This window comes from Amycolatopsis sp. cg13 (assembly GCF_041346965.1).
GTDB lineage: Bacteria > Actinomycetota > Actinomycetes > Mycobacteriales > Pseudonocardiaceae > Amycolatopsis.
Map to the genome: position 1 here is coordinate 5155689 of NZ_CP166848.1, position 26227 is coordinate 5181915.

Here is a 26227-nt window from a genome sequence, read left to right on the forward strand (position 1 = left end):
GCACGGTTTACTTGCCTCCCTGCACGGCAGACAGCGTCGCCTGCACCGACGGGGTGATCGTGTCGAGCATCGGCTTGGGATAGAAACCCAGTCCGATGATCAGGATGGCCATGGGCGCGAGGATCGCGATCTCGCGTTTGCCCAGGTCGGTAATGGCCTTGCGAGCGCCGAGTTCCGGCGCGATCGCGGTGCCCGGTCCCCCGCCGACGCCCACCAGGGCGTCGCCGCGAACCGGGCCTTGCATGATCCGCTGGTACAGCCACAGCACGTACGCCGCGGCGAGCACCATGCCCACGGTCGCGAGGATCGTGTACACCGGCTGGTCCACAAAGGACCCCAGCAGCACGAGGAACTCGCTGATGAACGAGTTGGTCCCGGGCAGCGACAGCGCGGAAAGCCCGGCCAGCAACAGCATTCCGCCGAGCAGCGGGGTCACCTTCGCCATGCCGCCGTAATCGGAGATCTTGCTCGACCCGCCGCGCATCACGATCAGGCCGATCACCACGATCAGCATCCCCGTGGAGAGACTGTGGTTCAGCATGTACGACACCGAGCCGACCATCGCCTGCTCGTTGAAGGTGAAGATGCCCAGCGCGATGAACCCGAAGTGGGCGATCGACACGTAGGCGATGAACCGCTTCATGTCGCGCTGCCCGGCCGCGAGGATCGAGCCGTACAGCACGCCGATCACCGACAGGATCAGCACCAGCGGCGCGAGCGCCTTGCTGCCCTCCGGGAACATCGGCAGGCAGTACCGCAGGAACCCGAAGGTGCCGACCTTGTCCAGCACGCCGACCAGCAGCACCGCGACGCCGATCGGGGCCTGGCCCGCGGCGTCCGGCAGCCAGGTGTGGAACGGGACCAGCGGCGCCTTGATCGCGAACGCGAGGAAGAAGCCGAGGAACAGCCAGATCTGCGTGCCGGTCGGCGCGTCGCGCACCACCGTGACCAGCGTGGCCCAGTCGAACGTGCCCTTGCCGAGCTTGTCCGAGGCCAGCGAGTACGCCCCGATCGCCGAGGCCAGCATGATCAGGCCGCCGAGGAACGAGTACAGGAAGAACTTCACCGCCGCGTACTGCCGGTTCGCGCCGCCGTAGCCGCCGATCAGGAAGTACATCGGGATCAGCATGATCTCGAACAGCACGTAGAAGAGGAACACGTCGGTCGCCGCGAAGACGCCGATCGTGATCGCCTCCTGCAGCAGGATCAGCGACAGGAACCCGCCCGCGCTGCGGCCCGCGGGCAGTTTGTCGGTGAGCCCGAGCGCGCCCACGACGATCGGCACCAGGAGCGCGATCACCGCGATCATGATGAGCGAGATGCCGTCAGTGCCGAACGAGATGTGGATGCCGAAGTTCGGGATCCAGTCCATCGTCGTGGCCTGCTGGATGCGCTCGCCCGATGGCGAGTAGCTCGCCCAGAACGGGATGATCAGCAGGAACTCCACAATGGACACGACGAGCGCCGTGGCGACCGCGGCCCGGTCGTTCCCCTTGAGGAACGCCAGCACCAGCGAGCCGGCCAGCGGCAGCAGGATGAGCGCCAGAAGCCAAGTCATGTCAGGAGAACCTCACCAGCAGAAGGGCCGCGAGAAGCAGGAACGTGCCGCCGAGCATGGACAGTGCGTACGACCGCACGAATCCGGTCTGCGTCCGGCGCAGCCGCCCGGACCCGCCGCCGAGTGCCGCGGCCAGGCCGTTCACCGCGCCGTCGACGCCGCGGTTGTCCACGTACACCAGCGCCCGCGCCAGCCAGGTGCCCGGACGGGCGACCAGGGTTTCGTTGAGCGCGTTGCCGTACAGGTCCTTGCGCGCCGCGCGGACCGGCCAGGCCACCCGCTCCGGGCGTTCGACCGGGACGTCGCGCGAGGGACGGAACAGCCAGACCGCCAGCAGCACGCCGAGCGCGGCCAGCACCAGCGTCGCCGCCGGGACCGTCCACGAAGGAATCGGGGTGTGCTCGGCCTCCTCGAACTGGCCGACCACCGGGGACAGCCAGTCGACGAACCGGTTGCCCAGCGCGAAGAACGCACCGGCGCCGACCGAGCCGACCGCCAGGATCGCCATCGGGACCCACATGATCGGCTTGGACTCGTGCGGGTGGAAATCGCGTCCGTCCGAAGACTTGATGTCCTTCCAGCGCTGCTTGCCGAAGAAGGTCATCATCATCAGCCGCGTCATGTAGAACGCGGTGAGCCCGGCGCCGATCACCGTCGCGAGCCCGAAAGCCCAGCCGCGCCAGCCTTCCTGGCCGAACGCCGCCTCGATGATCGCGTCCTTCGTGTAGTACCCGGTGAGGAACGGGAAGCCGATGATCGCCAGGTAGCCGAGACCGAAGGTGACGAAGGTGATCGGCATCTTCTTGGCCAGGCCGCCGAACTTGCGCATGTCGACCTCGTCGTTCATGCCGTGCATGACCGAACCGGCCCCGAGGAACAGCCCGGCCTTGAAGAAGCCGTGCGCCACCAGGTGCATGATGCCGAGCGCGTAAATGCCCGGCCCGAGTCCGACCGCCAGCATCATGTAGCCGATCTGGCTGACCGTCGAGTAAGCGAGCACCTTCTTGATGTCGTCGTAGGCACAGCCGACGATGCACCCGAGCAGCAGCGTGACCGCGCCGACCAGGGTGACCACCAGCCGTCCGTCCGGCGTCGCGGTGAAGATGACGTTGGAGCGGGCCACGAGGTACACGCCCGCGGTGACCATCGTTGCCGCGTGGATGAGCGCCGACACCGGGGTCGGACCTTCCATCGCGTCCGGCAGCCACGCCTGCAGCGGGAACTGGCCGGACTTACCGCAAGCGCCCAGCAGCAACAGGATCGCGATGGCGGTGATCGCGCCCGGCGGGATCTTGCCCTGCGCGACGCCCTCGAAGACCTGCGCGTAACCGGTCGACCCGACGTACTTGAACATCAGGAAGATCGCCAGCGCGAGCCCGACGTCGCCGACGCGGTTCATCAGGAACGCCTTCTTCGCCGCGGTCGCCGCGGACGGGCGGTTCTGATACCAGCCGATCAGCAGGTACGAGGCGAGACCCACGCCCTCCCAGCCGAGGTACAGCGTCACGAAGCTGTTGCCCAGCACCAGGATCAGCATCGAGGCGACGAACAGGTTCAGGTACGCGAAGAACCGGTACCGGCCCTCGTCGTCGGCCATGTAGCCGATCGAATAGAAGTGGATCAGCATGCCGACGCCGGTGATCAGCAGCACGAACGTCAGCGACAGCGCGTCGATGCGCAGCCCGAAGTCCACTTGCAGCTGGGTCACCGGGATCCACGAGTAGATCTTGGTGTCGGTGACCGAGTGGCTGTCGGTGGAGAAGAACAGGATCACGGCGTACACGAAGGCGAGCGTGACGGTGGCACAGCCGAGCAGGTGCCCCCACGCCTTCGCGCGTTTTCCGGATAGCAGCAGAACCAGGGCGCCGAGGGCGGGAAGGGCCACCAGCAGCCACGATGATGCGGTCACTCGGTCGTCTCCCTCAGTACTTCAGCAGGTTCGTGTCGTCGACCGAAGCCGAGCGGCGGGTGCGGAAGATCGCCATGATGATCGCCAGCCCCACCACGACCTCGGCGGCCGCGACCACCATCACGAAGAACGCCATCACCTGGCCGTGCAGCCCGCCGTTGATGCGGGCGAAGGTGACCAGGGTCAGGTTCACCGCGTTCAGCATCAGCTCGATGCACATGAACACGACGATCGCGTTGCGGCGGACCAGCACGCCCACCGCGCCGATGCAGAACAACAGCGCGGACAGCAGCAGGTAGTAGCTCGGGGTCACTTTCCGTCCCCTTCTTCTTCCTCGGCGGGCGCGGCCTTTTCGGCTCCGCCGACCAGTGCGTGCGCGTCGGGCTTGGGGCCCTCGTCCGCGATGAGCTTGCGCTCGCGCATGAGCCGGATCGCCGAGGTGGACTCGATGATCTCCGACAGCGATTCCGGCGCGACCGAACCGTCCGGCAGCAGCGCCGGGGTCGACACCGAGCTGGCGGTGGCGAACACGCCGGGACCGGGCAGCGGCGACGGGCGGTCGTGCTTGCCCTGGAAGCGCAGCTTGACCAGTTCGCGCTGGGAGAGCTTGGTCTTGCCGGTGCGGCCGGTGAAGGCCAGCACCATCGCGCCGAGCGCGGCGGTGATCAGCAGCGCCGAGGTGAGCTCGAACGGGAACAGGTACTGGGTGAAGATCAGCCGGCCGAGACCGCCGGGGCCGCCGCCGGTCTGCTGGTACGGGTCGAGCGGTTTGGCCGGGGTCACGTTCACCATCGCGCGGAACACGCCCGCGGCGATCAGCGCGGCGAGCCCGATGCCGAGCACCGACGCGGCGAGCCGTTGCCCGCGAAGGACTTCGACCACCGAGTCCGAGCTGTCCCGGCCGACCAGCATCAGCACGAACAGGAACAGCATCATGATCGCGCCGGTGTAGACGATGATCTGGGTGAACCCGAGGAACGGCGCGGACTGCGTCATGTACAGCGCGCCCAGCGTCAGCATCGTGAGCACCAGCCACAGCGCCGAGTGCACGGCGTTGCGGGAGAAGATCATCCCGAGCGCGCCCAGCAGCGAGAGCGGGCCGAGGATCCAGAACGCGATGGCCTCGCCGGTCGTCACGGACGCGTCGACGCCGGACGCCGGTGCCTGCGCGAGAAGGGCGGCGATCACTTCTTCGCCTCCTGCTGCTGCGCGTTCGCGGCCAGCTCGGGACCGTTCACGTAGTAGTCCTGCTCGTTGTCGCCGAGCCGCATCGGGTGCGGCGGCTGCTCCATGCCCGGCAGCAGCGGGGCGAGCAGGTCTTCCTTGGTGTAGATGAGCCGCTGCCGGTCGTCGTCGGCGAGCTCGTAGAAGTTGGTCATGGTGAGCGACCGGGTCGGGCACGCCTCGATGCACAGGCCGCAGCCGATGCAGCGCAGGTAGTTGATCTGGTAGTCCGCGCCGTATCGCTCGCCCGGCGAGTACCGCTCTTCGTCGGTGTTGTTGCCGCCCTCGACGAAGATCGCGTCCGCCGGGCACGCCCACGCGCACAGCTCGCAGCCGACGCACTTCTCCAGCCCGTCCGGATGCCGGTTGAGCTGGTGGCGGCCGTGGTAGCGCGGTGCGGCCGGAGCGCCCGCCTCGGGGTACTCCTCGGTCGCGACCTTCTTGAACATCATCCCGAAGGTGACGCCGAATCCCTTGATGGGATTGAGGAAGTCAGTTGCCGCCATCTTCTGTTCCTTCCTGTGCGGCCGCCGCGGTGACGCCGGCCGGCTTGCGCCGCGCGGCCTTCGCCTCCGCCTTGGCCAGCGCCTTCTGCCGCGGCGTCGCGTCCGGGACCCGCAGGTCCAGCGGCGGCAGCGGGTAGCCGCTTCCGGCCAGGTCGACGTAGTCCGATTCGGGCAGCTTCTTGTCCGGCAGCGCGAGGCTCAGCAGCACGAGCACCACCAGCACGATGCCGACGCCGACGAGGATCTGCGGCCAGCTCCACTGGATGGTCTTGATCGCGACCACGACCACGATCCACACCAGGTTGACCGGGACCAGGACCTTCCAGCCCAGTCGCATGAACTGGTCATACCGCAGCCGGGGCAGCGTGCCGCGCAGCCAGATGAAGCCGAACAGCAGGAGGAAGGTCTTGGCGAAGAACCAGAGGATCGGCCACCAGTTCTGGTTCAGCGGCGAATCGTCGCCGACGAACGGGAACCGCCAGCCGCCGAGGAACAGCGTGGTGCAGAACGCCGAGACGATCACCATGTTGACGTACTCGGCGAGGAAGAACATCGCGAACTTCATCGAGCTGTACTCGGTGTGGAACCCGCCGACCAGTTCGGATTCGGCCTCCGGGAGGTCGAACGGCGCGCGGTTCGTCTCGCCGACCATCGAGATCACGTAGATCACGAAGCTCGGGATGAGCATGTAGAAGTACCAGCCGTGCGTCTGCGCCTGCACGATCTCCGACGTCTGCAGCGAACCGGAGTAGAGGATCACCGCGACGATCGAGAGGCCCATCGCGATCTCGTAGGAGATCACCTGCGCCGCCGAGCGCATGCCGCCGAACAGCGGGTACGGCGAGCCGGAAGCCCAGCCCGCCAGCACGATCCCGTACACGCCGACCGACGAGCAGGCGAGGATCACGAGCACGCCGACCGGGAGGTCCATCAGCTGCAGCACCGTGCGGTGCCCGAAGATCGAGACGACCGGGCCGAACGGGATGGCCGACAGCGCGATCAGCGCGGGGACCGCGGACAGCACCGGCGCGAGGAAGTACACCTTGCGGTCGGCGGTGTCCGGGATGATCTGCTCCTTGAACGGGAGCTTGACCGCGTCGGCGAGCGACTGCAGGTAACCGCCGGGGCCGACCCGGTTGGGGCCGGGCCGGTTCTGCATCCGGCCGATCGCCTTGCGCTCCCACACGATCAGGAAGATCGTCAGGACCGGCCCGATCAGCAGGACCACGACCGCCTTGATCAGGACGAGCCACCACGGGTCGTCGGCGAGCAGCCGGGCGCGTTCGGCCGCGTCCGGGTACTCGGCGAGGAACTGCGTGAGCTGCGGGCTCACTGGTCACCTCCGGAGATCTGCACGAGCGCGCCGTGTCCGGCGGCGAGTGCGGCGCGGACGGCCGAGCCGTCGGAGTTGCCGGGCAGCCACACCACGCCGTCCGGCAGGTCGGCGACCTCGACCGGCAGGGTGATCGACCCGCGCTCGTTCGACACCCGGACCGTCGCGCCGAGTCCTTCGGCGGTTTTCGCCGAAAGCCGCGCGACCGGCGGCCGCTGGGTGCCCTTGAGGTGCGGTTCGTCGTCCTGCAGCGAGCCGTTGTCGATCAGCTGCCGCCAGGTGGCGAGCACTGCCTTGCCGTTCGGGACCGGGGCCGTGGAGGCGGCGACCGAAGGTGCGATCACCGACGGGGCGACCGGCGCGAGCTTCGCGAAGTCGCCCGCGGCGGCCGCCGGGGTCTGGGTGAACAGGTCGGCGTCCATCTCGACGGCCAGCGTGTCGAGCACCCGGCCGTCTGACAGGGAACCGGTGCCCTCCAACGTGATGTCGAAGTCGCGGCGGCGGCCCTCCCAGTTGAGGTAGCTGCCGGACTTCTCGACCGCCGGGGCGATCGGCAGGACCACGTCGGCCCGTTCGGTGACCTCGCTCGCCCGCAGTTCCAGGCTGACCACGAATCCGACGTTGTCGAGCGCGCGGCGGGCCAGGTCCGGGTCCGGCAGGTCGTTGGGGTCGACGCCGCCGACCACCAGCGCGTCCAGCTGTCCGCCGGAAGCGGCCTGGAGGATTCCGGTGACGTCGCGGCCCGGTCCGGCCGGAAGCTCGGCGCCCCACTGCTTGCCGACCTCGGCGCGAGCCGCGTCGTCGGAGACCGAGCGACCGCCCGGCAGAAGCGTTGGGACACAACCGGTTTCGAGCGCGCCCCGGTCACCCGCGCGGCGCGGGATCCACGCCAGCCGGGCTCCGGTGCGGGCGGTGAGCCGCAGCAGTGCGGAGAACAGCCCGGGGATCTCCGCGGCCCGCTCGCCGACCAGGATCACCGCGCCCTCGCCGCTGAGCGCCGCGTCGACGTCGGCCGCGTGCTGCGCGATGCCGTCCACTGCGGCCGCTTCGCCACCGGGGACGCAGGCCAGCAGTTCGCCGAAGGTCTTGCGCACCGAGGAGGTTGTCCACTGTCCCAAGTGGACAACGCGGGTGCGGTTCTTGCGGGCCGCCTTGCGCAGTCGCAGGAACACGATCGGCGCTTCGTCCTCGGGCTCGAACGCCACGCACAGCACGGTCTTCGCCCGCTCGATCTCGCCGAACGTCACGCCGGTCTCCGGCGTGGTGCCCACGACCGTCGAGCCGAGGAACGCCAGCTCCTCGTCCGAGTGCGCGCGGGTGCGGAAGTCGATGTCGTTGGTGCGCAAGGCGATCCGGGCGAACTTCGAGTACGCGTAGGCGTCCTCGACGGTCAGCCGGCCGCCGGTGAGCACCGCGCCGCCCTTGCCCTCGCGGGCCTTCAGCAGCCCTTCGGCTGCGGTCCGGAGCGCGTCGGTCCAGGACGCTTCCTCCAGCTCGCCGTGCTCGTTGCGGACGAGCGGACGGCGGATCCGGTCACCGGCCTGCACGTACCGGAACGCGAAGCGGCCCTTGTCGCACAGCCATTCCTCGTTCACCTCCGGGTCGTCGCCGGCCAGCTTGCGCTGGACCTTGCCGCGCCGGAAGTCGGTGCGCTCGGCGCAGCCGGACGAGCAGTGCTCGCACACGCTCGGCGCCGACACCAGGTCGAACGGCCGCGACCGGAACCGGTACGCCGCGCTGGTGAGCGCGCCGACCGGGCAGATCTGGATCACGTTGCCGGAGAAGTAGCTCTGGAACGGCTCGCCGCCGGTGGTGCGCGAGGCGAGGTCCAGCACGTCGGCGGTTTCCGCGGTGCCGATCTGCTGGTGCGCGCCGCGTTCGAGCAGCGCGATGAACGGGTCGCCCGCCACCTGGTCGGAGAACCGGGTGCAGCGCTGGCACAGCACGCAGCGTTCCCGGTCGAGCAGCACCTGCGACGAGATCGGCAGCGGCTTCGGGAACGTGCGCTTGGTGTCCACGAATCGCGATTCCGCGCGGCCGTGCGCGAGCGCCTGGTTCTGCAGCGGGCACTCGCCGCCCTTGTCGCAGATCGGGCAGTCCAGCGGGTGGTTGATGAGCAGCAGCTCCATCACGCCCTGCTGCGCCTTGTCCGCGACCGGCGAGGTGAGCTGGGTCTTGACCACCATGCCGTCGGCGACCGTCATCGTGCACGAGGCCTGCGGCTTCGGCATCGGACGGCCGCCCATTTCGACCTCGACCAGGCACTGGCGGCACGCGCCCGCCGGGTCGAGCAGCGGGTGGTCGCAAAACCGAGGGATGCTCGTGCCGAGCCGCTCGGCGGTGCGGATCAGCAATTCGCCCTTGGGCGCGATGACCTCTTCGCCGTCGATGGTCAGCTTCACGTGACCTTCGGGGACCGGCGTTTCAGCCGTCTCAGGCTTGTCGGGGGCGATCGTCATGATGCCTGCGCTCCCACCAGTTCTCGCTTGTTGCTCTCACACAGAGCCAGGAACTCGTCCCGGAAGTACTTGATGCCGCTCTGGATCGGCGACACCGCGCCGTCGCCGAGCGCGCAGAACGAGCGGCCGAAGATGTTGTCGCAGACGTCGAGGAGGGTGTCGATGTCCTCTTCGGTGCCGCGCCCCTCGACCATCCGCTCGAGGATCTGCGCCAGCCAGTACGTGCCCTCGCGGCACGGGGTGCACTTGCCGCAGGACTCGTGCTCGTAGAACTGCGTCCACTTCATGACCGCCCACGGCACCGAAACGGTCTCGTTGAAGACCTGCACCGCGGTGGTGCCGAGCATCGAACCGGCCTCGGCCGCGCCCTCGAAGTCGAGCGGGACGTCGAGGTGCTCGGCGGTGAACATCGGGGTCGACGAACCGCCCGGAGTCCAGAACTTGAGCGGGATGCCGTCCTTCATGCCGCCGGCCAGCTCCAGCAGCTCGCGCAGCGTGGTGCCGAGCGGGCATTCGTACTGGCCGGGCTTTTCGACATGACCGGAGATCGAGTAGATCTTCGGACCGGGCGACTTCTCGCGGCCCATCTCGCGGAACCACGACGAACCGGCGTTGATGATGTACGACGCGCTCGCGATGGTCTCGACGTTGTTCACCGTCGTCGGCGCGGCGTACAGCCCGGCGGCGGCGGGGAACGGCGGCTTGAGCCGGGGCTGGCCGCGGCGGCCTTCGAGCGAGTCCAGCAGCGCCGTTTCCTCGCCGCAGATGTACGCGCCAGCCCCGGCGTGCACAGTCAGCTCGAGATCCCAGCCGCTGCCGAAGATGTTCTTGCCGAGGTAGCCCTTCGCGTACGCCTCGCGCGCGGCCGCGTTGAGCCGGCGGATGCAGTGCAGCGCCTCGCCGCGGACGTAGATGAAGCAGTGGTGCGACCGCATCGCGTACGAGGCGATGATGCAGCCCTCGAGCAGCGAATGCGGGTCCGCCATCATCAGCGGAATGTCTTTGCAGGTACCGGGTTCGCCTTCGTCGGCGTTGATCACCAGGTAGTGCGGCTTGTCTTCGTTGGGCGGCATGAACGACCACTTCACGCCCGCCGGGAAGCCCGCGCCGCCGCGGCCGCGCAGTCCGGAGTCCTTGACCACCTGCACGAGTTGCTCGGGCGTGGCGGCCAGCGCCTTGCGCGCGGCGGTGTAGCCCTCGAGCGCTTCGTAGGTCTCGATGCGCCAGGATTCCGGGGACAGCCAGCGCTTCGTGAGGACCGGAGTGATGGGATCGGCCATTACTTCTTCTCCACTTCGGGGAGTGGGACGTCCTGCATGCCGGGAGCGGACCAGCCGCGGTCGGCCGCGATCTGCGCGCCGCGCAAGGTCTCGACCGCTTGCGACGGACCGTCCACCGCACTGCGGTACGCGACCTCGTTCTCCGGCCAGAATCCGGCGAGTTGCCGCTCCGCACCCTTGAAGTCGGTCAGTGCCGCACCGCGCGTCGGGGCGGGCTTTTTGCCTGCCTGCAACGCATCGACGAGCGCGACCGCCTGCTCCGGCGTCTGGTTGTCGAAGTACTCGTAGTTGACCTGGAGCACCGGCCCGAGGTCGCACGCGGCGAGACATTCCGCGTGCTCCAAGGTGATCGAGCCCTGCTCACCCGGAGTGCCCGCGGTTTCCTCGTGCCCCAGCGGCTTTTCCGCCGAACCGAGGTGCGTCTGGAGCTTCTTGTAGATGTCGTCGCCGCCCAGCGCCGCGCACAGCGTGTTGGTGCAGACGCTCACCAGGTGCTCGCCGCACGGACGGCGCTTGTACATGGTGTAGAACGTCGCGACCGCGCTGACCTCGGCGTCGGTCAGGTCGAGGTGCTGTGCGCAGAAGGCGATGCCTTCCTGGCTCACGTAGCCCTGCACCGACTGCACGAGGTGCAGCATCGGCAGCAGCGCCGAACGCGACATCGGGTAGCGGGCGATGATTTCCTTCGCCTCGCGGTGCGTGTCCGCGTCGAACACGTCCACCGCCGGGGTGTCGGCGAGAATGTCCTCGGCCAGCGACGGGTCGGGCGCGATCGCGGCGACATCGGTGTCGGCTCCCGCGGCCGCGTACGTCTTCGTCGCGTCGTGCGGACCCGGCTCCGGGACTGCGGTCGGGTTCGTCATCGGTCAACTCCCCCCAGAACCGGGTCGATCGAGGCGATCACGACGACGAGGTCGGCGACCAGGCCGCCCTCGGCCATCGCGGGCATTGCCTGCATGTTCACGAAACTCGGCTCCCGCAGGTGCACGCGCAGCGGACGGGTGCCGCCGTCGGACACCAGGTGCGCGCCGATCTCGCCGCGCGGCGATTCGACCGGCGCGTAGACCTGGCCCGGCGGCACGTGGAAGCCCTCGGTGACGAGCTTGAAGTGGTGGATCAGGGATTCCATCGACTGGCCCATGATCTTCTTGACGTGGCCGAGCGAGTTGCCCATGCCGTCGCTGCCGATGGACAGCTGCGCGGGCCAGGCGATCTTCTTGTCCTCCACCATGACCGGGCCGGGCTCGGCCATCTTCGCGACCTGCTTCATGATCCGCAGGCTCTGGTGGATTTCCTCCAGCCGCAGCAGATACCGCGCCCAGCTGTCGGCGTCGGTCGAGGTCGGGATGTCGAACTCGAGTTCGTCGTAGCGCGAGTACGGCTCGGTCTTGCGCAGGTCCCACGGCAGGCCGGCGGCGCGCAGCACCGGGCCGGTGACGCCGAGTTCGAGGCACGCGTCGAGCGGCAGCACGCCGACGTCCTTGAGCCGGTTGCGCCAGATCGGCTGGCCGGTGAACATCTTGTCGTACAACGGAAGCCGCTTGTCCATGATCTTGCAGAAGTCGAGGACCTTCTCGGCCCAGTCCTCCGGCAGATCCTGCGCGAGCCCGCCGGGCCGGATGAACGCGTGGTTCATCCGCAGCCCGGTCAGGTACTCCAGCAGGTGCATGGCTTCTTCGCGCTCGCGGAAGCCGAGCGTCATCGCGGTGGTGGCGCCGAGGTCCATGCCGCCGGTCGCGATGAACACCAGGTGCGAGGTGATCCGGTTGAGTTCGAGGAGCAGCACCCGCAGGATCTCCGCGCGCGGCGGAGCCTTGATGCCGAGCAGCTTCTCGACGGCGAGGCAGTAGGCCATCTCGTTCGACAGCGGGGCGAGGTAGTCCGCGCGCGTCACGAAGGTGACGCCCTGGGTCCAGTTGCGGAACTCCGCGCTCTTCTCGATGCCGGTGTGCAGGTAGCCGACCACGGCGCGCAATTGCGTGACCGTCTCGCCTTCCAGCTCCAGCACGAGCCGGAGCACGCCGTGCGTGGACGGGTGCTGCGGGCCCATGTTGATGACCATGCGGTCGTCGTGCTGGGCGTCGCCGAGAACTTCATCCCAGTCTCCGCCGGAGACGTGGTAGACGGGGCCTTCGGTGGTGTCCCGGACTTCCGCGTACTCGGCTTCCGTCGTTTCGTCGTTGATGGTCACGAGTACGACCTCCGCTGGTCCGGCGGCGGGATTTCCGCGCCCTTGTATTCGACCGGGATCCCGCCGAGCGGGTAGTCCTTGCGCTGGGGGAAGCCGTCCCAGTCGTCTGGCATGAAGATGCGGGTCAGCCCGGGGTGGCCGTCGAAGACGATGCCGAACATGTCGTAGGCCTCGCGCTCGTGCCAGTCCGCCGTCGCGTAGACCGGGACCAGGGACGGGACGTGCAGGTTGTCCATGTCCATGGTGATCTCGAGCCGGATCCGGCGGCGGTAGGTCATCGACAGGAAGTCGTAGACCGTGTGCATCCGCTGCGGAACATCGACGCCGTAGTCGACGCCGGTGACCGCCAGCAGCATTTCGAACCGCAGGCCCGGGTCGTTGCGCAGCACCTTGGCGATGTCGACGAGGTGCTCGCGGCTGACGTAGAAGGTGATCTCGCCGCGGTCAACCGTGGTCTGGAGGACCGCCGACGGCGGGATCTTGTTGTCCGCCAAGGCCGCCATGAACTCGTCGGCGAACTCGTCGAACCAGCCGCCGTACGGACGCTCCGCGGGCGGCGGGCTGTACGCGGGCAGCCGCAAGCCGCCGTAACCGGAGGTGTCCCCGCTGCCGCGGACACCGAACATGCCCTTGCGCTCGCGACCGGCGACGACCGGTTCGGCCGCTCCCGGGCCGTGTGCTTCGAGTCCGGCTTCGGGCCGCTCCGCGCTGGACTGCGGGCCGCCGGTTTCGGGAGTCTCTTCGGGGTTCTCAGGCACCGGTGCTCACTTCTTCGCGTACTTGATCGAGGACGGGATCAGCTCGGTACGGGCCCCGCTGGCCGCGCGGATCGCGGCGCGGCGGGCGTTGATCGGCTCGTCCTGGATCTTGGCGTGCAGCTTGAGGATCGCGTCGAGCAGCATCTCCGGCCGCGGCGGGCAGCCCGGCAGGTACATGTCGACCGGCACGATGTGGTCGACGCCCTGCACGACGGCGTAGTTGTTGAACATCCCGCCGGACGAGGCGCAGACGCCCATGGAGAGGACCCACTTGGGCTCGGCCATCTGGTCGTAGATCTGGCGCAGCACCGGGGCCATCTTCTGAGTGACCCGGCCGGCCACGATCATCAAGTCGGCCTGGCGCGGGGTCGCGGAGAACCGCTCCATGCCGAAGCGCGCGATGTCGTAGCGCGAACCGCCGACCGACATCATCTCGAACGCGCAGCAGGCGAGCCCGAAGGTCGCCGGCCACAGCGAGTTCTTGCGTGCCCAGTTGACCAGTCCCTCGAGGCTGGCCAGCAGGATGCCGTTGGGGAGTTTTTCTTCCAGGCCCATGGGTTCAGTTCCAATCCAGGCCGCCGCGCCGCCACACGTAGGCGTACGCGAACCCGACCGTCACGATGAACAGCACGATCTCCACCAGGCCGAAGACACCGAGTGCGTTGGCGTTCACCGCGAACGGGTAGAGGAACACCATCTCGATGTCGAACAGGATGAAGAGCATGGCCGTGATGTAGTAGGCCACCGGCATCCGGCCGCCGCCGACGAGCGGCTGCGGCGACGGTTCGATGCCGCACTCGTACGCCGCGGTCTTCGCGCGGTTGTACCGCTTCGGCCCGACGAGCGGCCCCAGCAGAACGGAGAACACGGCGAACCCCGCCGCGAGCACGAAAAGCAGAACGAGCGGCAGATACACGTTGAGTCCGGGCGCCGCCGGTCCGGGATCGGCCTGCGCCAGCACGGGCACCATCAGCACGGGGTCTTCGCCATCCTTTCCGCGCCGCTGCGGGTTGTTCTCGGGTGGTGGTCCGAGTCCTCGGTTGCGCACCCTAAGGGAGCTGGGTCACACCGCCGAGGGTCAGGGCGCCCTTACGGCCCGTGTCCGGCCCACCGTCTGCTTGTGAAATAGTTCACAAGCGACGAGTCGCGGTTGTGAAGCGATTCACAAAGCATGGGGGGAGTGTAGGACGTGAGTCACACTCTTGTCCCGAGGGGTTGCGGACTAAGGCCGCCCTTACTTGACCGGCCGGTTTCCCAGGCCCACCCCGCCCCGCAATGGCGAGACCAGCGGTAAAGGCCTCTTCAAGAACCGCGCCGAGACTCCCGGCCGACTCGATCTTGTGACGTATCACACTGACCGGCCGGACAACCGATTGCTCCAGCCGGGTAATGCTCCGGTCCCGGAACGCCTGTGCCGCCCCGAAACCCGGTCCCCGAACGCCCCGTCACGCCCGGCCCCAAGCGCCCCAATGTGGCATTGGGTGCATGTCACGCACCCAATGTGGCGTTCGGTGCGTCTGACGCACCCAATGCCACATTGGGGGTTTCTCAGTAGCGCGGGGGCGGCGGTTCGTTCCGGCGGAAGTTCGTGAGGGGAACCCTCACGTACCTCGGCAGCGCGCGCCAGGCTGAGGTCAGCGCGGGCTGGGGGTGGCGCGGGCGAGAGCCGCGATCAGCCGGTCCACTCCGTCGCCGCCGCGGGCGTCATAGCAGCCGGAAAGTCCCTTGTACACCAAGGGAAGAAGCTTGTTGACCCGCAACCCGTACTTGGTGGCCGCGTGCATGATCTTCGGCTTCCCGATCAGCTTCGCGAACACGTTCCCGAGCCGGTAGTACCCGCCCATCAGCTCGCCGACAGCACGCGGGTACCCCTCCAGCGCGCGTTCCCGCGACGGGCCTTCCGGCCGGGCCAGCGCCTGTACGACAGCCTCGGCCGCGAGCTGCGCCGACTCCATCGCCGCGGAAATGCCCTCGCCGTTGAACGGACTCACCATGCCCCCGGCGTCGCCGAGCAACAGCAGCCCGTCGCGGTAATGCGGAGTCCGATTGAACCCCATCGGCAACCCAGCCCCACCGACCTTGCCGATGGCGTTTTCCTCGCGATAACCCCATTCCTCAGGCGTCCCGTCAAGCCACTGCCGCAGCAGCGCGCGATAGTCGGTGTTCCGGAAGGACGCCGAAGTCGACAGCATCCCCAGCCCGACGTTGACCGTCCCATCGCCCAGCGGGAACGCCCACCCATACCCAGGCAGCAGCTTCGGATCCCGAGGATCAGACCGATCCCACAGCTCAAGATGCCCCTCGATGAACGGATCATCATGCTTGGGGCTCTTGTAGTACCGCCGAACAGCGACCCCCATCGGCCGCTTCTCGTTCTTGTCAATCCCGACACTCAACGCAAGCCGAGCCGACACCCCGTCGCAGGCAAGCACCAACGGCGCCCGATAACTAACGGGAGTCTTCTCCGGCCCGACCTTCGCCTCAACACCGACAACCCGGCCGGAAGCATTGGTGATCGCCCCGGTGACCGTGGTCCGCTCATACAACCGAGCCCCAGCCTTCACCGCGGTCTTCGCGAGCAGGTCGTCGAAGTCGTGCCGAGTCCGAGACACCCCGTACGGCGGGTAGTCAGTGAGGTCCGGCCAGTCGAACTCGAGCGTCAGATCCCCGGTGAGAATCCGCAGCCCCCGACTCCGCACCCAGCCCGCTTCCTCGCTGGTGTCGAGGCCGAGGTCGATCAGCTGCTTCACGCCGCGCGGGGTGAGACCGTCGCCGCACACCTTCTCGCGCGGAAAGACGGTTTTCTCCAGCAGCAGTACGTCCACGCCCGCCCGGGCGAGATAGGTGGCCACGGTCGAACCAGCCGGTCCAGCCCCGACCACGATCACTTCGGCGTCGTGGTCTGGGCTGCGGCGGCGCGAGGTCGTCATACCGCGAGTTTAGGCAGGCTTGCGCGCGCGGTGGATCGCGACGACGCCGAATGTGAGGTTCAGCCACTCGACCTCGGTCCATCCCGCACTCGCGATGATCTCCCCGAGCCCGCGCTGATCGGGCCAGGCAAGCATCGATTCGGCCAGGTAGGAGTAGGCCTCGGGGTTCGTCGAGGACCGGCTGCCGACCCAGGTGAGCAGCTTGAGGATGAACCGCCGGTAGATGAACCGGATGGGAGCGAAGGAAGGCGTTGAGACCTCGCAGATCACCAGCCGGCCGCCCGGTTTGACCACGCGCAGGATCTCCGCGAGCGCGCCCTTGGTGTCGACGAAGTTCCGCAGCGCGAGCGAGATCGTGACGGCGTCGAAGCTGTCGTCGGCGAACGGGAGGCACATCGCGTCCGCGGCGACCATCGGCACGTTCCGGTGCAGGCCAGCCTTGAGCATCCCGACGGAGAAGTCGGCGGCGAGGCACCAGGCGCCGCCGCGCGCGTACTCGACGGTGGACACCCCGGTGCCCGCCGCCAGGTCGAGCACCTTCTCGCCCGGTTTGGCGTCCAGCACGCGCGCCGTGGTGGTGCGCCAGCGCCTGTCGAACCCAAACGTCATGAACGAGTTCGCCCGGTCGTAACCGGACGCGACGCCGTCGAACATCGCGGCGACTTCGTGCGGATCCTTGTCCAGGCTCGCTCGGGGCATGGGTCCGAGATTAGTCCGTCCGTGCCGCGCGGTCGCGCGGGAGCAGGACGCTGGCGGCGATCAGCCAGGCGAGCCCGCCGAACCGGCCGACCGGGATCAGCGGATACAGCGCCGGAGTCAGCAGCGACAGCGAGGCAAGCACGGCCGCCGCGGCGACCACCAGCCCAGCGATCGACAGCCAGCGCGGCAAGAGGTTCAGGAACAAGGCGGGCACCGCGATCCCAGCGATCAGCAACGCCAGCGGCACCACGAACCCCGGCCCGCCGGACGCGAACGCGAGGCTGGTCAACGCCCTCGCCACTGCGGGTGTGTCACTGGCCTGCGCGGCGGTCCAGGTGATCAGCCCGCTCATCGCGAGCGCGGCCGCGGACAGCACGCCACCGGTGAGTCCGATCACCGCGCCCGGTGCCGCGACCCCGAGCCGCCGCTGTCGGCGATAGGCCGTCGCAGCCCACACCGCGAGCGGAACCGACGCGCCGAACACCGCGAACGCGAGTAACTGCACGACGCCCTGGTTGCCGCCGATATACGCCGCGACCTCCGCCGCGCTGGAATCCGGCCGCGTCCCCGCCGCCCCGAGGACCGCCGACGCGACGGTCAGTACCCCGAACGCCAGCGCCGGTGCCAATAGCGGCGGGCCGCCCTGCTGTCTGGTCATGGTCGTCATGGCAAACCTCCAGGTCAATTAGTTTCACCACTGTAACGATTACACTGGTGTAATGGATTGTCAAGCGATACGGTTCAGGGCATGCAAGGACCCCCGACGTTCGGCAGCGCCTTCCTGCTGGCCCAGCTGGGCGCACACGCGACCCAGCGCTTCGCCGAGCGCGTCGCGGACCTGGGCCTGACGCCGCCCCAGACCGGACTGCTCCGGGCGATCGCGCGCCGCCCCGGCGAGAGCCAGCAGGTGCTGGCCGCCGAACTGGGCACGCCACCCACCCGGCTGGTCGCACTGGTCGACGGCCTGGAGCAGCAGGGCCTGATCGAACGCCGTCGCAACCCGCAAGACCGTCGCCTTTACGCGGTTTTCCTCAGCGACAAAGGCCAAGAAACGATGGCCGCGCTGGCGAAAGCCGCTGCGGCGCATGAAGACGAGATGATGGCGGCACTGTCCACAGAGGAACGTTCAGTGCTGCGCGGACTGCTCGGCCGAGTCGCCGAGGACTGCGGACTCACCCCCGGCATCCACCCCGGCTACCGCGGCTAGTTGTCAGCCCAGCGCGGCGAGCATTCCGCGGACTGAGTTCGGCCACGCGAATTCCTCGGCTCGCGCTCTGGCGGCCGCGCGCCGAAGCTCCTCTGGACTGTCCAGCAACCCGGTCACCGCACTGGCAAAAGCGGGCGCGTAGTCATCCACCGCCGCCCCGCACCCGGGCCGCACGATCTCCCGCAGCGCCGAGGACGCCGAAACCACCACCGGCGTACCGGAAGCAAGCGCCTCCAAAGCCGCCAACCCGAACGTCTCGTGCGGCCCCGGAGCCAGCGAAACATCCGCACTGGCCAGCAACCGAGCCACATCGCCGCGTCCAGCCAAGAAGCCGAGGAACGTCACCGGCAAGCCCCTGGCCCGCCGTTCCAACGCCCGCCGCCGAGGCCCGTCCCCCGCGATCACCAACCGCACCCGTGCCCCGGACTCAGTCAGCTCAGCGACCGTATCCACGCTCCGCTCAACGTGTTTCTCCGGCGACAACCGACCACAATGGACAATCAACGCGTCAGCGCCACCGGCCAACGCCGTCCGCCATCCCGAATCCCGCATCGACGGCGCGAAGGTAGCCAGATCCACCCCCAACGGCACCCGCCGGACGTTAGGCGCGGCGATCCGTTCGAACTCCGCGTGCGCGAAGGCAGTAGTGCAAACCACCGTGTCGTACGAGGCCGCCATCCGCCGATTCGCGACATCCGCGACGTGCCGAGCCATCGCCCCCGGCAAGAGAAACTGCTCCAGCAACCGGTCCAGCCGCTCGTGCGAGATCACCATGCTGGGCACGCCATTCCGCCGAGCCCAGACGCCCATCCCCCGCAACGTCAGCCGGTCCGACACCTCCAGCCGGTCCGGCTCAAGCCGCCGCAACACCGCCCGGACCCGCTGCGGGTCGACCGCGCGATAGCCGCCGGTGCCGGGAATCTGCAAGGCGGGCAACGAATACCGGCACACCCCGGTCGGCAGGCTTTCCACCGCGTACCGCCGCCCCGGCACGACCAGCGTCACCCGATGCCCGCTGGCGACGTACCCCGCGCCGAGGTGATTCAGCGCGGTCCGCAACCCGCCGGACCGCGGTCCGTAGAAGTTCGCCAGCTGGACGATGTGCATGGCTCAAGCCGCACGCGCGACTCGGCCCTGTACCGCTTCGTAGTGCCCGACCAGCTCCCGGCACACCGCGGGCCACGTCCGGCCCAGCACCACTTTCCGCGCCTTCTCGCCGAGCCGCGCCCGCAATGCCGCGTCCCGCAGGTCGTCGACCTTGGACACCAGCGCCGGGCCGAACGACTCGCGATCAGCGGGCAGCAGATACCCGGTCCGGCCAGGCAACACCAGATCCTTCGGCCCGCCCGCGTCCGGCGCGAGCACCGGCAGCCCGGACGCCATCGCTTCCTGCACCGCCTGACAGAACGTCTCGTGCGGCCCGGTGTGCACGAAGACGTCGAGGCTCGCGTACGCGACCGACAGCTCGTCGCCGTATTTCGCACCAAGGAAAGCCGCGCCAGGCAACCGTTCCCTCAGCGCAGGCAGCTCCGGTCCGTCGCCGATCACGACCACGCGCACCCCCGGCATCCCGGCCAGCACGGTCAGCCGGTCGACCTCCTTCTCCGGAGCGAGCCGTCCGACGAAGCCGACCAGCAGCTCGCCATTCGGCGCGAGTTCCGCGCGCAGCGCCGGGTCCGCGTGCACCGGGGAAAACCGGCTGATGTCCACGCCGCGCGCCCAGCGATGCACGCGCGGAACGCCGTGCAGCTTCAGCTGTTCGATCGAGTCCGAGGACGGCGCGAGCGTCCGGTCAGCTCGCGAGTGCAGCCGGCGCACCCAGCGCCAGGCCGCCCGCGCGCCGATGCCGAAGCCGTACGACGTGGCGAACCCGGCGATGTCGGTCTGGTAGACCGCGATCGACGGCACCCGCAGCCGTCTGGCCGCGGCGAGCCCGCGCGCGCCGACGACGAACGGCGAGGCCAGGTGCACGACGTCCGGGCCGAAATCGGCCAGCGCGGTCAGCACGGTGCGCGTCGGCAGGCCGATCGGCAGCGAGTTCACGCCGGGGAAGTCCAGCGCCGGAATGCGGACGACCGGAGCGCCGCGGTAACTCGCCGGGCCCGGCCCCGGCGCGACGACCAGCACGTCGTGCGCGGATTCGACCAGGTGCTCGACGACCCGCAGGACGGAATTCGTCACGCCGTTCACCTGGGGCAGGAAACTTTCGGTGACTATGGCGACTCGCACGGCGTCACTGTCGCAAAACCGCAGGCAGGGCGGGCCAATCCCGCGTAACCGACCGGCCAACGGTGGCGAAACACTCCGCAGCGTCCGCGCTCGGGCGCCGACCGTCGAAGAATTCGCCACGACATGTCATCTTCCGGTCGTGTCCCGGACACCAGGACCGCCCAGACTAAGCAGGCATGACCCTCTTGTCTTCCAGGCCGTCGCGGCCCGTCGAACCCGGGCTGCTCTCCCGAGCGCTCGAGGTCGCGGGGCGGCTGGCGAACGACGCCACCGACGTGATCACCGCGACCGCCGGCCGCGGCGCGCACCCGGCGACGCTGGATTCGCCGTTCGACTGGGTCACCGACACCGATCGGATCCTGGAACGGCACACCCGCCGCGTGCTGACCGCCGAGTTCCCCGGAATCCCGGTGGTAGGCCACGAATTCGGCGCAGACCACGGCGCGGACGTCGCGGAATACCGCTGGGTGGTCGATTCGGTGGACGGCACGGCGAACTACGTGGCCGGAGTGCCCTGGTGCGCGTACAGCCTCGCCCTGGTCGACGCGAGCGGCCCCGTGGTGGGCGTGGTCGCGGACCCGTACCGGGCGCAGATCTACGCCGCTGCCCGCGGCCGCGGTGCCCGGGCCAATGGGAAGCCGCTGAAGCTGGTGGACCGTTCGGGTACGGCCGGGGCGATTGTCTGCACCGAGTTGGCGCGCAAGGGCCCGTGGCCGGGAATGGGCGAGTTCATCGAACGAGCGGCGGCCGCGCACGCCGGGGTGCGGGTGCTGGGGTCGGCCGCGCTGTCGATCGCACAGGTCGCGCTGGGGCACGCGGCTGCGGCGGTGCTGCACAGCTACCACGAATGGGATGTCGCGGGGTCGGTCGCGATGGCGATCGAGGCGGGCGCGGTGGTGCTAGACAAGCACGGGGAGGACGCGGCGCTGCCTACGGACGGGTTGCTGGTCGCCGCCCCTGGCGTGGCTGATGAGGTCCTCGGCTGGTGGCAGGAAACCGTCGGGACCTGAGTGCCTGAAGTACGTGAGGGGAACCCTGAGGGAATCAGAGTCCGTGAGGGTGGCCCTCACGAACGTTGAGCCGAAGAATCAGACCTTCGCGGGGATCGGTTCCGGAGCGGCAGCGGACCGGTCCCGCTTGATCAGCCGACGCAGCCACCACAGCAGCGGGCCCGCGACCAGCCACGTGATCAGCACCGTCATCCCCACTGGCAGCAGCGTCAGCGTCGCCGTCCGGCCGGCGACGCGGGTCAGTTCCGGGTTGGTCGCGTCGTACTCGATCGCCACCAGCTGGCCGGCGGCGAGGCCCGACGGATACAGCACCCCGGTCGGCGGGCTGTGCACGATGCCGTCCGGCGTCTGGTACTGGATGATCGTGCGATCGAACGCCACCGACTCGACCGTCGCGGTCGCGGTGCCCAGGTGCGATTCGATGGCGTTGTCGTTGCGGAACGCGGCGAAAACCAGGCTCACGCACATCACGGTGAGCAGCACGGCTACGCCCAACACGGCGAACCACCCGATCCGCCGTGCCTGCACACTCCTGGCTGCCACACCGAGAGTTTAGTCGGGTGCGCCGACCAGCTCGGCACGCGGCAGCCAATGCGCCCGGTAAAACACGTGCAGGCTGTACGTATTGACCAGCACCTGAGTTGTGCAATTCAGGTCCGAACACGCGTGGTGCGGAGTTTCCTCGCCCGGGGCAGAGCCCGGAGCGAGGAAGGCGAGGTCGAAAAAGTACTCCGCCGTGAATCGGAAGACTGCCGCGCTGCCGGTCAGGAACAGCGTGTCAGCGTGGATCCGGTCGTACAGCCGGTCCCGGGTCCGCCAGTGCGGCCGCTCCACCGGACGCCGATCAGCCGGGATTCGCACCGTGTGCGGCCGGGCCGGGCCAAGCGCCGCCCTCAGCCGAGGCCAGTGCGATGCCCGCAGCTGCGCGGTGTGCTGGCTCAGTACGAGATCCAGCGGACGACCGGTGTGCTCCGGCGCGGCGGGAGTCCGGCCAGCGCGCAACGGCAGGTGGATGACCGTATGCCGGGACCGCGCGGCCAGCAGCCACAACGCCCCGATCCGATACGCCGCGCGGCGGTCGACGCACATTTGCGGATACCGGTCGTTTTCGTACAACACCGCGGTATCCAGAGCGGGAGCAGGGCGCAGCACCCGCCACTCCCGGCCGTCGAGCCGGGCGTGGCGGAGCTGCGCCCGCACTTTCATGGCCACCGAATCCTCCTGCAGAGAGCGGAACTCTCCAGGATCCCGCGGCCAGGCAAGCGAATTTCAGTGCCGGTCGGCCTCGGCCAGCGCGCGGTGGTTCGCCTGGATCTGGTCCCACGCCTTCGGCTTCGCCGGAGCAGCGGCGAACGCCCGGGCCGCGACCGTCCCATTAGGACCGACGGCAGGCTTGCCCTTGGTGAACAGCCAGGTCTGGAACAGCTCCTGCAACGGCTTGCCCGACACCTTCTCCGCGAGCGCCACGAAGTCCGGGATCACCGCCGCCTTGCCCGCCTTCGCGACCTGCCACTGCTGCAGGATCGAGAAGAACGCGTCGTCGCCGACCGTCTTGCGCAGCGCCTGCACGGCCATCGCGCCCCGGTCGTACACGGCGCGGTCGAACTGCTTCGGCTCGCCCGGGTCGCCCGGCAGGACCTGCCAGAACGGGTCGTCGGCGGCGTAAGAGTCGTACGCGTACTGCGCGAGTTCCGCGGTCGTGCCCTCGCCCTGGTGCTCGGACCACAGGTACTCGGCGTAGGACGCGAAGCCCTCGTTCAGCCAGATGTCGCTCCACTTGCCCAGCGAAACGTTGTCGCCGAACCACTGGTGTGCGTTCTCGTGCGCGATCAGCGTGGTGTTGGAGCCGGCAGCGAAGTTGCGCGCGCCGTACGTCGGCCGGGTCTGGTTTTCCAGCGAGAAGGTGATTCCGCTGGTCACGACGCCGCCCTCGGCCTCGAACGGGTAGGGCCCGAACTTCGACGCCAGGAACTCGTCGACCTCCGGCGTCCGCTCCACGCTCGCCTTGGCCGCGTCGAGCGAGTCGCCGAGATCCGCGCCGTAGGCGGTGATGAACGGCTTGCCGTCCGGCGTGGTGGACTGGACCACGTCGTACTTGCCGACGATGAACGACGTCAAGTAGGTCGCCTGCGGCTTGGTGCTGCGCCAGTTCCACCGCGTCCAGCCCGCGCGCTTCTTGGTCTTGCGCACGAGCGTGCCGTTCGTGATGGCGGAGAGGCCGTCGGGAGCCTCGATCGACACGTCGTAAGTCGCTTTGTCGGTCGGATGGTCGTTGGAGGGGAACCACCACTGCGCGCTCTGCGGCTCGTCGACGCCGAGCGCCCCGAAAGCGCCCTTCTTCCACGTGTTCAGTCCGCCGACCTTCTCCGTCGACGGGCTGTCGGAGTAGCTCACGACGACCGTCGCGGACTGGCCCTTCAGCAGCGGCTGCGCCGGGGTGATCACCAGCTCGCCGTCGCCGTTTTGGTTCGCGAACTGCGCGGGCCGGTTGTTCACCAGCACGTTCGACGCCTTGAGCGCGAAGTCCAGGTCGAACCGCGAGAGGTCCTGCGTCGCGGTGAGCAGCAGCGTCGTGGTGCCCGACAGAACGTCGGTCTCCGGCTGGTAGCTCACGCGGATGTCGTAGTGCTGCACGTCGGTGCCGCCGTTGCCGGCGTTCGGGTAGTACGGGTCGCCGACGCCGGGCGCGCCCGGTGCCGGCACTGCCGAAGCGGTGCCCGCCAGCAGCACCGTCGCGACTCCAGCCGCAACCGCCCCGATCCCGGCCCGAGTTCTCGATCGCATTGTTCCTCCAAGGTGGCCAATGCGACCGAACGTATCCACGTGAGCACCTGGCAGGTACGTCCGAACGACGGGTTCTTACCCACTGGGAAGATCACCCGGATTCGGCGATCCACCACGCGATGGCGATCGGGATGCCGTACAGGATCGGGCCCGCGTACAGCCCCGGCCACGGCCCCCACCCGCGCCGCACGGCCAGCCCGGCCATCGCGAACGAGCCGCCGATCGCGGCGAACCAGCCGACCCACGGCAGCGAGGCGACCGCCTGCTGCCCGGCCGCACTGCAGATCGCCCTGCTGTCCCCGGCGAAGCAGTTGTCGCTGGCCAGCACCAGAAACGACGAGAAATACGAGCACACCAGCCCGATCAGGGCCAGCGCCGCCACCGCCGCGCTGAACCAGGCCCACCGGCCTCGCGGGCGCAGGTCCGCCTCGTTCACGAAATCCCCCATTTTCACCGGCCCCCGCCGGTTAAACCGTCCCCACCGCTTCCGCGACCGCCGACTTCAGCCGCGCGTGGAGATTCCGGTGCTGCGCCCGGTCGACCCGGACCTCGACCACCCGCAGGCCCGGTGCCGGCTGCAACGCGGCACGGAATTCTTCGACCGTCTCGGCCACCACGTGCGGCACCCGGTAGCCCGCGCACAACGCGCCCAAATCCGCGCCGTGCGGCGTGCCGAAGACCCGCTCGAAGCTCGCCGAGTGTTCCGGCGCACCCTGCTCCAGCAGCGAGAAAATGCCGCCGCCGTCGTCGTTCAGCACCACGATCGTCAGGTCCGGCAGCTGCTCCGCGGGCCCGGTGAGCAGGCCGGACGCGTCGTGCAGGAACGTCAGGTCGCCGAGCAGCGCGTACGACGGCGCGCGGTGCACGGTGGCCGCGCCGATGGCCGTCGACACCGTGCCGTCGATCCCGGCGACGCCGCGGTTGCGGTGCACCAGGACGTCCGGACGCAGCCGCCCGGCCAGCGCGACATCGCGCGTCGGGTTCGAGGAGCCGACCACCAGCAACGCGCCCTCCGGCAGCGCGTCGACCAGCTCCGTCGCGACCCGCACGCCGCTCGGCCACGGCTCGGCGGCCAGCGCCGTCGAGACCGCTTGGCTGGCCGCGGCGTCCGCGCGCTGCCAGCTCGCCAGCCACTCCGGGTCCGCGGGCTTCGTCGGCTCGGCGAACCACTGCCCGACCTGGCGGACGTTGTGCGCGGGCGCGGGCCAGTCCGAATCCGGCCGCACCAGCAGCACCTCGACCTCGGGGTCCGACAGCACCTTCTGCACCTGCCGGAACACCGTCGGACGGCCGAGGCACAGCACCTGCTCGGGACGGTGCCGCGAGATGAACTCCTCGACGCCCAGCAGCCAGGCGCCGGACGACATCGCGGTCGCGCCGGACAGGCCTAGCCCGCCGGTCTCCGAAACCACCGGCCAGCCGTGCTGTTCAGCCCATTCGCTGGCCGCCTGCGCGCCGGTGTCGCACGCGATCACCAGGCCGTGCCGCGCCGAGGGCACCACGAACGAGGGCAGCGCGCCGAAGTCCGGCAGCTCGGTCCAGCGTTCGCCGTCCGGGCGGCCTTCGAGCGATTCGTACCACTGCCCGTCATCGTCGAGATCCGGAACGAGCGGTTCGCGGAACGGGATGTTCAGGTGCACCGGCCCGCAGCGCCACTCGCCGTACGCGGCGTTCCACGCGCGGCAGATCTGGCTGCGCCAGTAGGAGTTCTGCCCGGCCCGGCGCTCGGCGACGGCCAGCTCGTCGAAGTAGCGGACCGCATCGCCGTACAGCTCGTACTGGTTGATCACCTGGCTCGCGCCCGCGGAACGCAGCTCCGGCGGACGGTCGGCGGTGAGCACGATCAGCGGCACACCCGCCCGGTCGGCCTCCAGCACGGCCGGGTGGAAGTTCGCCGCCGCGGTGCCGGAGGTGCAGACCACCGCCGCCGGACGACCGGTGCGCGCCGCGATGCCGAGCGCGAGGAACGCCGCGCCGCGCTCGTCGATGCGGACGTGCAGCTTCAGCCGTCCCGAAGCGGCGGCGTCGTAGAGCGCGATGGACAGCGGCGCGTTGCGAGATCCTGGACACAACACCACGTGCGACACGGTGTTGCGGACGAGTTCGTCGACGATGACCCTGGCCTGCGCGGTGGAGGGGTTCACCGGCAG

25 protein-coding genes are annotated in these 26227 nt (G+C 69.0%); 2 read left to right on the forward strand and 23 right to left on the reverse strand.

Annotated elements, in window-relative coordinates:
- Positions 1-7: 7 nt before the first annotated feature.
- The 16 genes from AB5I40_RS23735 to AB5I40_RS23810 form a co-directional block, all read right to left on the reverse strand.
- Complete coding sequence (locus tag AB5I40_RS23735) at positions 8-1546, reverse strand: NADH-quinone oxidoreductase subunit M (protein WP_370940589.1); 1539 nt, start codon at positions 1544-1546, stop codon at positions 8-10.
- Positions 1547-1559: 13 nt separating this feature from the next.
- Positions 1560-3467: an NADH-quinone oxidoreductase subunit L gene (gene nuoL / locus AB5I40_RS23740; RefSeq protein WP_370932285.1), complete on the reverse strand. Its 1908-nt coding sequence runs from the start codon at positions 3465-3467 to the stop codon at positions 1560-1562.
- 13 nt (positions 3468-3480) lie between these two features.
- Complete coding sequence (nuoK, locus tag AB5I40_RS23745) at positions 3481-3780, reverse strand: NADH-quinone oxidoreductase subunit NuoK (protein WP_033291119.1); 300 nt, start codon at positions 3778-3780, stop codon at positions 3481-3483.
- Positions 3777-4655: an NADH-quinone oxidoreductase subunit J gene (locus AB5I40_RS23750; RefSeq protein ID WP_370932286.1), complete on the reverse strand. Its 879-nt coding sequence runs from the start codon at positions 4653-4655 to the stop codon at positions 3777-3779. The genes nuoK and AB5I40_RS23750 overlap by 4 nt, the downstream gene beginning before the upstream one ends.
- Positions 4652-5197 (reverse strand): NADH-quinone oxidoreductase subunit NuoI, encoded by a 546-nt coding sequence (gene nuoI, locus AB5I40_RS23755; RefSeq protein WP_182890363.1) that lies wholly within the window; start codon positions 5195-5197, stop codon positions 4652-4654. Before nuoI ends, AB5I40_RS23750 begins: the two co-directional genes overlap by 4 nt.
- Positions 5184-6530 carry an NADH-quinone oxidoreductase subunit NuoH gene (nuoH, locus tag AB5I40_RS23760; protein ID WP_370932287.1) on the reverse strand — a complete coding sequence of 449 codons (1347 nt, stop codon included), beginning with the start codon at positions 6528-6530 and terminating at the stop codon, positions 5184-5186. Before nuoH ends, nuoI begins: the two co-directional genes overlap by 14 nt.
- Positions 6527-8989 carry an NADH-quinone oxidoreductase subunit G gene (locus AB5I40_RS23765; RefSeq protein WP_370932288.1) on the reverse strand — a complete coding sequence of 821 codons (2463 nt, stop codon included), beginning with the start codon at positions 8987-8989 and terminating at the stop codon, positions 6527-6529. Before AB5I40_RS23765 ends, nuoH begins: the two co-directional genes overlap by 4 nt.
- Positions 8986-10269 (reverse strand): NADH-quinone oxidoreductase subunit NuoF, encoded by a 1284-nt coding sequence (gene nuoF / locus AB5I40_RS23770; protein WP_370932289.1) that lies wholly within the window; start codon positions 10267-10269, stop codon positions 8986-8988. Before nuoF ends, AB5I40_RS23765 begins: the two co-directional genes overlap by 4 nt.
- A complete protein-coding gene (nuoE, locus tag AB5I40_RS23775; protein WP_370932290.1) occupies positions 10269-11132 on the reverse strand; it encodes an NADH-quinone oxidoreductase subunit NuoE in 864 nt (287 codons plus the stop codon). The genes nuoF and nuoE overlap by 1 nt, the downstream gene beginning before the upstream one ends.
- Positions 11129-12460 (reverse strand): NADH-quinone oxidoreductase subunit D, encoded by a 1332-nt coding sequence (locus tag AB5I40_RS23780; RefSeq protein WP_370932291.1) that lies wholly within the window; start codon positions 12458-12460, stop codon positions 11129-11131. Before AB5I40_RS23780 ends, nuoE begins: the two co-directional genes overlap by 4 nt.
- Positions 12457-13218, reverse strand: coding sequence for an NADH-quinone oxidoreductase subunit C (locus AB5I40_RS23785; RefSeq protein ID WP_370932292.1), 762 nt, complete (start codon positions 13216-13218; stop codon positions 12457-12459). Before AB5I40_RS23785 ends, AB5I40_RS23780 begins: the two co-directional genes overlap by 4 nt.
- A 6-nt stretch (positions 13219-13224) precedes the next feature.
- Positions 13225-13773, reverse strand: a complete 549-nt coding sequence (locus tag AB5I40_RS23790) for an NADH-quinone oxidoreductase subunit B family protein (RefSeq protein ID WP_009072052.1) — start codon at positions 13771-13773, stop codon at positions 13225-13227.
- 4 nt (positions 13774-13777) lie between these two features.
- Positions 13778-14188 (reverse strand): NADH-quinone oxidoreductase subunit A, encoded by a 411-nt coding sequence (locus AB5I40_RS23795; RefSeq protein ID WP_037818926.1) that lies wholly within the window; start codon positions 14186-14188, stop codon positions 13778-13780.
- Positions 14189-14852: 664 nt separating this feature from the next.
- On the reverse strand, positions 14853-16148 hold the full coding sequence (locus tag AB5I40_RS23800; protein WP_370932293.1) for a geranylgeranyl reductase family protein: 1296 nt from the start codon (positions 16146-16148) through the stop codon (positions 14853-14855).
- Between the two features lie 9 nt (positions 16149-16157).
- Positions 16158-16847 carry a demethylmenaquinone methyltransferase gene (locus tag AB5I40_RS23805; RefSeq protein WP_344288263.1) on the reverse strand — a complete coding sequence of 230 codons (690 nt, stop codon included), beginning with the start codon at positions 16845-16847 and terminating at the stop codon, positions 16158-16160.
- Positions 16848-16857: 10 nt separating this feature from the next.
- Positions 16858-17505 (reverse strand): DUF4386 domain-containing protein, encoded by a 648-nt coding sequence (locus tag AB5I40_RS23810; RefSeq protein WP_370932294.1) that lies wholly within the window; start codon positions 17503-17505, stop codon positions 16858-16860.
- 90 nt (positions 17506-17595) lie between these two features.
- On the opposite strand from AB5I40_RS23810, the gene AB5I40_RS23815 reads away from it, so the two are divergent.
- A complete protein-coding gene (locus AB5I40_RS23815) occupies positions 17596-18054 on the forward strand; it encodes a MarR family winged helix-turn-helix transcriptional regulator (protein ID WP_370932295.1) in 459 nt (152 codons plus the stop codon).
- A gap of 3 nt (positions 18055-18057) precedes the next feature.
- Here the strand turns inward: AB5I40_RS23815 and AB5I40_RS23820 are convergent, their stop codons facing one another.
- Positions 18058-19161 carry a glycosyltransferase gene (locus AB5I40_RS23820; RefSeq protein WP_370932296.1) on the reverse strand — a complete coding sequence of 368 codons (1104 nt, stop codon included), beginning with the start codon at positions 19159-19161 and terminating at the stop codon, positions 18058-18060.
- Positions 19162-19164: 3 nt separating this feature from the next.
- Positions 19165-20235 (reverse strand): glycosyltransferase family 4 protein, encoded by a 1071-nt coding sequence (locus AB5I40_RS23825; protein ID WP_370932297.1) that lies wholly within the window; start codon positions 20233-20235, stop codon positions 19165-19167.
- A 224-nt stretch (positions 20236-20459) separates the two neighbouring features.
- Here AB5I40_RS23825 and AB5I40_RS23830 point away from each other — a divergent pair, with 224 nt between their 5' ends.
- Positions 20460-21293, forward strand: coding sequence for an inositol monophosphatase (locus AB5I40_RS23830; protein WP_354750209.1), 834 nt, complete (start codon positions 20460-20462; stop codon positions 21291-21293).
- A 78-nt stretch (positions 21294-21371) separates the two neighbouring features.
- On the opposite strand, the gene AB5I40_RS23835 is transcribed toward AB5I40_RS23830, so the two are convergent.
- The 5 genes from AB5I40_RS23835 to menD form a co-directional block, all read right to left on the reverse strand.
- Complete coding sequence (locus tag AB5I40_RS23835; protein ID WP_370932298.1) at positions 21372-21836, reverse strand: DUF3592 domain-containing protein; 465 nt, start codon at positions 21834-21836, stop codon at positions 21372-21374.
- Between the two features lie 9 nt (positions 21837-21845).
- Positions 21846-22505, reverse strand: coding sequence for a hypothetical protein (locus AB5I40_RS23840; RefSeq protein ID WP_370932299.1), 660 nt, complete (start codon positions 22503-22505; stop codon positions 21846-21848).
- Between the two features lie 57 nt (positions 22506-22562).
- Positions 22563-24077, reverse strand: a complete 1515-nt coding sequence (locus tag AB5I40_RS23845) for a M1 family metallopeptidase (protein WP_370932300.1) — start codon at positions 24075-24077, stop codon at positions 22563-22565.
- Between the two features lie 91 nt (positions 24078-24168).
- Positions 24169-24513, reverse strand: a complete 345-nt coding sequence (locus tag AB5I40_RS23850; RefSeq protein WP_370932301.1) for a hypothetical protein — start codon at positions 24511-24513, stop codon at positions 24169-24171.
- Positions 24514-24544: 31 nt separating this feature from the next.
- Positions 24545-26221 (reverse strand): 2-succinyl-5-enolpyruvyl-6-hydroxy-3-cyclohexene-1-carboxylic-acid synthase, encoded by a 1677-nt coding sequence (gene menD, locus AB5I40_RS23855; RefSeq protein WP_370932302.1) that lies wholly within the window; start codon positions 26219-26221, stop codon positions 24545-24547.
- Positions 26222-26227 lie beyond the last annotated feature (6 nt).

Coding starts and splice junctions, on each gene's coding strand:
- AB5I40_RS23810 (WP_370932294.1), bottom strand. CDS start 17,505: ATGACCAGACAGCAGGGCGGCCCGCCGCTATTGGCACCGGCGCTGGCG.
- AB5I40_RS23790 (WP_009072052.1), bottom strand. CDS start 13,773: ATGGGCCTGGAAGAAAAACTCCCCAACGGCATCCTGCTGGCCAGCCTC.
- AB5I40_RS23820 (WP_370932296.1), bottom strand. CDS start 19,161: ATGCACATCGTCCAGCTGGCGAACTTCTACGGACCGCGGTCCGGCGGG.
- nuoI (WP_182890363.1), bottom strand. CDS start 5,197: ATGGCGGCAACTGACTTCCTCAATCCCATCAAGGGATTCGGCGTCACC.
- nuoE (WP_370932290.1), bottom strand. CDS start 11,132: ATGACGAACCCGACCGCAGTCCCGGAGCCGGGTCCGCACGACGCGACG.
- AB5I40_RS23800 (WP_370932293.1), bottom strand. CDS start 16,148: ATGACGACCTCGCGCCGCCGCAGCCCAGACCACGACGCCGAAGTGATC.
- nuoF (WP_370932289.1), bottom strand. CDS start 10,269: ATGGCCGATCCCATCACTCCGGTCCTCACGAAGCGCTGGCTGTCCCCG.
- AB5I40_RS23805 (WP_344288263.1), bottom strand. CDS start 16,847: ATGCCCCGAGCGAGCCTGGACAAGGATCCGCACGAAGTCGCCGCGATG.
- AB5I40_RS23845 (WP_370932300.1), bottom strand. CDS start 24,077: ATGCGATCGAGAACTCGGGCCGGGATCGGGGCGGTTGCGGCTGGAGTC.
- AB5I40_RS23830 (WP_354750209.1), top strand. CDS start 20,460: ATGACCCTCTTGTCTTCCAGGCCGTCGCGGCCCGTCGAACCCGGGCTG.
- AB5I40_RS23795 (WP_037818926.1), bottom strand. CDS start 14,188: ATGGTGCCCGTGCTGGCGCAGGCCGATCCCGGACCGGCGGCGCCCGGA.
- AB5I40_RS23815 (WP_370932295.1), top strand. CDS start 17,596: ATGCAAGGACCCCCGACGTTCGGCAGCGCCTTCCTGCTGGCCCAGCTG.
- AB5I40_RS23765 (WP_370932288.1), bottom strand. CDS start 8,989: ATGACGATCGCCCCCGACAAGCCTGAGACGGCTGAAACGCCGGTCCCC.